This window comes from Albidovulum sp. (assembly GCF_041919395.1).
Classification (GTDB): Bacteria; Pseudomonadota; Alphaproteobacteria; order Rhodobacterales; family Rhodobacteraceae; genus Albidovulum.
The window spans coordinates 1-5,040 of record NZ_JAYRTX010000145.1 but is presented as its reverse complement, the minus strand read 5'-3'; the positions used below and the strand labels follow the sequence as shown (position 1 = coordinate 5,040).

General features: G+C 67.7%; 4 protein-coding genes. 2 read left to right on the top strand and 2 right to left on the bottom strand.

Going from position 1 to position 5,040, the window contains the following annotated elements; all coding sequences use genetic code 11:
- The first annotated feature begins 1,464 nt into the window (after positions 1-1,464).
- Both ACMUOO_RS16375 and ACMUOO_RS16370 read left to right on the top strand, forming a co-directional pair.
- A complete protein-coding gene (locus tag ACMUOO_RS16375) occupies positions 1,465-2,820 on the top strand; it encodes a site-specific DNA-methyltransferase (protein ID WP_301917548.1) in 1,356 nt (451 codons plus the stop codon).
- Positions 2,817-3,692, top strand: a complete 876-nt coding sequence (locus tag ACMUOO_RS16370) for a DUF5681 domain-containing protein (protein ID WP_413855736.1) — start codon at positions 2,817-2,819, stop codon at positions 3,690-3,692. Before ACMUOO_RS16375 ends, ACMUOO_RS16370 begins: the two co-directional genes overlap by 4 nt.
- Positions 3,693-3,736: 44 nt before the next feature.
- Here the strand turns inward: ACMUOO_RS16370 and ACMUOO_RS16365 are convergent, their stop codons facing one another.
- A complete protein-coding gene (locus ACMUOO_RS16365; RefSeq protein ID WP_301917550.1) occupies positions 3,737-3,979 on the bottom strand; it encodes a hypothetical protein in 243 nt (80 codons plus the stop codon).
- A gap of 156 nt (positions 3,980-4,135) precedes the next feature.
- Positions 4,136-5,040: ATP-binding protein (locus ACMUOO_RS16360; RefSeq protein ID WP_413855735.1), on the bottom strand; the 905-nt coding region annotated here is incomplete at its 5' end.

The window sequence follows — 5,040 nt, the reverse complement described above, 5'->3', positions numbered from 1 at the left end:
AAGTTCATCATGTCGGTGGTCATCGGTGGTCCTCTCGGTCTTGGGTTGGCGTAAGCAACCAGACCCTACCGGAACATCGCCGGTGACCACCTCAGACAGAACCTACACCACCCGATGGGGCACTACCCGTAATCCGCCTCGGCGAGCGCGTTTCTGGCCAGGGTTGTTGCCGCGATGGCGGATCGGATTGCCGGGACGCCGGATGGAAGTGTCGTGAACCCGGATGGGAATGTCTTGAAGCGTGGCGCGACTGATGTGAAAGCCGCGGGGTTGCAGTCTTGTCGGAGTAGACTGCGCTCACGCCTTACGCGGGTGCCCGGAAGTCCTCACCGAATGCGCGATGGGGAACGGGCCTGCCCCACGGCTCCGCATCCGCACGCGCGGACCTGGAGACGGCCGGGGAGACCTGCCGTGGTCCGCCTTCGGAAGCCATGGATGGGGAACGGCCGCCGTCGCTCTCACTGAACGATGACAGGGAGAAGGCCTGCCCGGGAGCTCGACCGGACATCGGCCCTCTCCCGGGCGACGGGTTGCGTGCGCGGGACCGGGAGGCCTGGTTTCCATGAGCCGAGAGAGGCGCCCCGCCCGCCGCGGCTCGACACGGATGCAGTTCGCTCCGGCCCGTCACGACCTTAGGGCAGGTAAGGTGCCGACGCGTCCCCAAGTCTGAACGTCCGAAACGGCCGCACTATGAATGCGGTGGCCGATGCCCGCGCCGACGCCGGGACAATCGCTTCCTTTCCGGGCACAGTCAACGGCGGCCCGCCGCGGTGGGTCCGCCGTTTGCAGCATGCCGAGGTCGCGACGCGATCGGGGATCGGTGCAGGTGGCAGGGCCCCGCACCCGGGTCGCCCCGGAAACCCTGCATGGCGCTCCGATCCGAGGATCGTGCTACGGCCGCGAGATTTTTACCGTGTCACACCTGCGGGGCGACATTACCACGCGGGGGCCCGTGTTCAAGGTCACCAGCGGTGGCGCATCCTCTGCCGCGCCGCGCGAAGCATTCGCGCGTCCCGTATGAGCTGGACACGATGGCGATGCCAACCGACCCGTCGCGTCTCCGACTTGCGGCCATCGCCGCAGAACCGAGGCTCACACCGCGGGTCTGGTGACTGGCACGCCCCCGAGCCTCAACGTCAGCCGCGCCCGGCGGGTGTCAGCGAGGTCCGGTGCGGAGGCACGTAGCCGCCGCCGACCACAGGTTGTCACAGTCAATCACGCAACTGTGATCTCGGTTCTTTGAGGGGCCCTGGTTCTTTAAAGGGTCATTCAACGGCCCTTGAAGTCCCGTTAAACACCTGGCTTGGCGCTGATCGCCCGGAGGTTGCGGATGTGCCGGTCGTGTTCGGAGCTTGCCGGACTACACCCCCCGTAGACAATTGGACGGAAGCAAGAGGTTGTGGTTCGATTGCGATCAGCCACCGGCAGTTGACCCGGCGAGCAGGATCGGAAGGACGGGCCGCCATGTTCACATTCTCCAGCGAGACCGGGGCCGGGGTGGCTCTGGCGGTGCGGATGCGGCCGGTGGGTGAGCTCAGGCCCTATGCGGGCAACGCGCGGACGCATTCGCGGCGCCAGGTCCGCCAGATCGCCGACAGCATCACCCGGTTCGGCTTCACCAATCCGGTGCTGACCGACGACGCCGGCGGCATCATCGCCGGCCATGGCCGCGTGGCGGCGGCGCAGCTTCTCGGCATCACCGAAGTGCCGACGATCGCCCTCTCGCATCTGAGCCCGGAGGAGCGGCGCGCCTATGTGCTCGCCGACAACAAGCTTGCGGAGAACGCCGGCTGGGACCGGGAGACCCTCGCGATCGAGTTGCAGGGTCTGATCGATATCGGCTTCGATCTGGAACTGACCGGGTTCTCGCTCGCCGAGATCGACTTCACGCTCGATGCCGCGCGCGAGCGATCCTCCGACGGTGCGGGGCGGGAGGACAGGTTGCCGGCAGAGGTGACGGGTCCGGCGGTGACCCGGCCGGGGGATCTCTGGAACCTCGGCGGTCACCGGCTGGTCTGCGGCGACGCGCGGGACGCGGAGGCCGTGGACCGGGTGATGGCGGGCGAGCCGGCCGATGTGATCTTCGCCGACCCGCCCTACAACGTGCCGATCGACGGCCATGTCTCCGGCCTCGGGCGCATCCGGCACCGCGAGTTTGCCTTTGCCTCCGGCGAGATGAGCGCGGCGGCGTTCATCGCGTTCCTGGAGGCCTCGCTCGGGCAGGCGGCGCGCGTCGCGAAGGACGGCGCGATTGCCTTCGTCTGCATGGACTGGCGCCACATGGGCGAGCTCCTTGCCGCCGGGAAGAAGGTCTTCAGCGCGCTGAAGAACCTCTGCGTCTGGAACAAGACCAACGGCGGCATGGGCAGCTTCTACCGCTCGAAGCACGAACTCGTCTTCGTCTTCAAGGTGGGCACCGCGGCGCACACGAATAGCTTCGGCCTCGGCGAAACCGGGCGCTACCGGACCAACGTCTGGGACTATGCCGGGGTGAACGTTCCGGGCCGGACCGCTGAGGAGGCGCTTGCCATGCATCCGACGGTGAAGCCGGTCGCGCTCATTGCGGACGCGCTCCGCGACTGCTCGCGTCGCGGCGAGACGGTCCTCGATCCGTTTGCCGGCTCGGGATCGACGCTGATCGCGGCGGAGAGCTGTGGCCGGCGCGCGCGGCTCGTCGAATACGACCCGCTCTACTGCGACGTGATCCTGAGGCGGTGGCAGGACTGGTCCGGGCGCCCGGCCCTGCGGATGGCGGACGGGGCGCGGTTCGATGTGATCGCGGCGGGAGAGCCGCTCGGGGCAGGGGGGGTGAGGGGATGACGCAAGGCAGGAAGGGCCGGAAGGGCGGGACGACGGAGCGGCCGGACCCGCTGACCGATCTCGAGCGCGCGGTTCTCGACGAGGGCCGGCGGCGCGTCCCCGTGCGCGACGGCGGCGAGACGGTCGAGATGAGCGTGAACGAGATCGTCACGCGAAAGACCGCGGAGACGGCGGCAAAGGGCAGTCCCCATGCGCAGCGAACCTGGTTCAAAGCCAGTGCCGAGGTCGCCGCGCGCGAGGCAGAGATCAAGGAGGAGAACGCCGGTTTCTGGCGCAAGTATCAGCGCACATGGAGGCGCGCGATCGCACAGGCGAAGAACGCGGGGCTGCCGCTGCCGGAACCGGTCCCGCATCCCGATGACATCGTGATCGACGCCCGGAACAACATCTCGGTCGACGGTCCGGTGACGGGGGCCGAGGCACGGGCTCTCGCCGTCATTGCCGAGCAGCGGGATGCATTCCTGCGGCAGCATGTGCTCGACGCGAAGCGGGGCCTTCTGAACCGCGCTGCGGAGCGTGAGCAGGGCTTCGGCAGCGCCTTCCTGATGGCCTCCATGTGCAACGAGGTCCTGCCGGCGCGCCTGCGGCTCGACGAGACCGGGATGTGGCACCGCTGCTGCCAGTTCCGGTCGCAGACGATCCGCGAGCCGCTGAAGGACGACACCCGCGCCTGGAAGAAGCTGCGCATGCCGACCCGCCGGGGTGCAGCCGCGCCGGATCTCGCCACCTTCGTCCGCCTGCTGCCGGCCCTCGGCGAGGTGGCGGCGGATCTCGCGGCATCGGCGGGAGCCGACCGGGAGATCGAGTGCGCCATCGATCGCGCCCTCGCGCGGACGGTAACGCTGGCGCGGGCGGCGGCACCCCCGACCTGACCCGCCGGACGTCTCCACCGCTCGGCCAGTTCGGATCGACGATCTCACCGCATGCCGGACCCGTCGGGGTCTTCGAACCCCTTCGCGCCCGGGCACGGACGGGACCGCCGCCAGGCGCTGCGTTCCGCTTCACGCCGTTCGGGACCCGTTCCGAGCGTGAATGCCATCGAATGGAGCACCCCGCGAGCATGAGGATCGTTCATGCGTTCCGCCTCGGCCTCGACGCAGGCGATGGCCCAGGCGATCCCGTCCCGAAAGCCTCGATAGTATTCCGGTACACGACTCATGGTGCGTTCCTCCTGATCCTGTCGCGGCGCTACGGTCGGCTTCCGGCCGGTCCACAATACCACCGCGAGCCGGACAGCTGACACATGCACCGGGCCGAAAGTCCAGAGCGAGCACCGATGACTAAGGAAGCATGTCTGAGGCTAGCAGCAGAGCAGTCAACTCCTGTCAGGCAATTTGACCGTGACGCGCAGTCCCGGCCCGTCCGGCCCATCTGAGAGCTCTACGGTACCGCCGTGAAGAGCTGCGATCGCGTCGACGATTGACAACCCCAGACCGGCACCCGAGCCGGACGGGCCGGATCGGAAGAAGCGATCGCGCACCCAGGTTCGCAGTCCGATCGGAATTCCGGGACCTGTGTCGTCCACCGTCAGGACAAGCTCGTCGTCACGCCGTGTGACCGTCAGCGTTATCTGCCCTCCGACCGGGGTGTGGCGAAGCGCGTTGTCGACAAGGTTCCGCACCAGAACCGCAAGAAGTTCGGCATTGCCAGAGACGACGCTCTGCGCCTCATCACCCAAGGCGAGAGCGATTTCGACGCCCTTGGACATCGCCTGTTGCGCATAATCGGCCATCACGGAGCGCAGGATTGCTACCAGTTCGACAGGTGCGAGGCTGCCCGCCAGTGCCGCGGCGTCGATCCGCGCCAGTGCGAGAAGTTGCACCACGAGTTGTGTTGCGCGTTCGGTTCCAGCCAGCACGCCCTGAAGCGCTTCCTGGCATTCTTGCCGATCTCTCGCGGCAAGTGCCACTTCGGCGTGGGTACGAATGGCGGCCAAGGGCGTGCGCAGCTCGTGCGCAGCATCGGCTGCAAAACGCCTGTCGCGTTCGCGTACGCTCGCTATACGGACGAAGAGCTCGTTCAATGCGGTGACCAACGGCAATGTCTCGCGCGGTGCATCATTTGCCGAGAGCGGTTCTGTATCGGATGGTGCGCGTCTTGCGACCGCCCCGGCGACGCGGTGGAGGGGTGCGAGACCCCAGCGCACCGACGCCCAGATCAGCGCGGCAAGCAGTGGCACAGCTACCCACAGCGGATGCAGTACATGTGCCGCGATCCGCG